The sequence below is a fragment of the Streptomyces camponoticapitis genome (assembly GCF_014646115.1).
GTDB classification, from domain to species: Bacteria; Actinomycetota; Actinomycetes; order Streptomycetales; family Streptomycetaceae; genus Streptomyces; species Streptomyces camponoticapitis.
On the sequence record NZ_BMMV01000074.1, the window covers coordinates 1 to 807 of the forward strand.

An 807-nucleotide genomic window follows, 5' to 3' on the forward strand; every position below is an offset into this window, starting at 1 on the left:
GATGCCGGGATCGGTTCGGTGGCTGTGTATGCGGATCCGGACCGGGACGCGTCGCATGTGCGGGCGGCCGACGAGGCGTTCGCGCTGGGCGGGGACACTCCGGCCGCCAGTTATCTGGATGTGGGGAAGGTCCTCCAGGCCGCGAAGGACTCGGGTGCGGACGCGGTCCATCCGGGTTACGGATTCCTGTCGGAGAACGCGGAGTTCGCGCAGGCGGTCCTGGACGCGGGTCTGACGTGGATCGGGCCGCCGCCGCAGGCGATCCGGGATCTGGGTGACAAGGTCGCCGCCCGGCACATCGCGCAGCGCGCGGGTGCCCCGCTGGTCGCGGGGACTGCCGACCCGGTGTCCGGGGCGCGGGAGGTCGTGGCGTTCGCGGAGGAACACGGCCTGCCGATCGCGATCAAGGCGGCGTTCGGCGGCGGCGGACGCGGCCTGAAGGTCGCCCGCACCCTGGAGGAAGTCCCGGAGCTGTACGACTCGGCGGTGCGTGAGGCGGTCGCGGCGTTCGGGCGCGGTGAGTGCTTCGTCGAGCGCTACCTCGACAAGCCCCGCCATGTGGAGACCCAGTGCCTGGCCGACACCCACGGCAACGTGGTCGTCGTCTCCACCCGCGACTGCTCCCTCCAGCGCCGCCACCAGAAACTGGTGGAGGAGGCCCCGGCGCCGTTCCTGTCGAAGGAGCAGAACGAGGAGCTGTACGCGGCGTCGAAGGCGATCCTGAAGGAAGCCGGCTACACCGGCGCCGGCACGGTGGAGTTCCTCGTCGGCACCGACGGCACGATCTCCTTCCTGGAGGTCAACACC

The 807-nt window shown here is 71.0% G+C and carries 1 protein-coding gene; it reads left to right on the forward strand.

What is annotated here, in order from left to right:
• Nucleotides 1-807 (forward strand): ATP-binding protein (locus IEY79_RS37105; protein WP_189112059.1); only part of this gene is annotated, 807 nt, incomplete at both ends.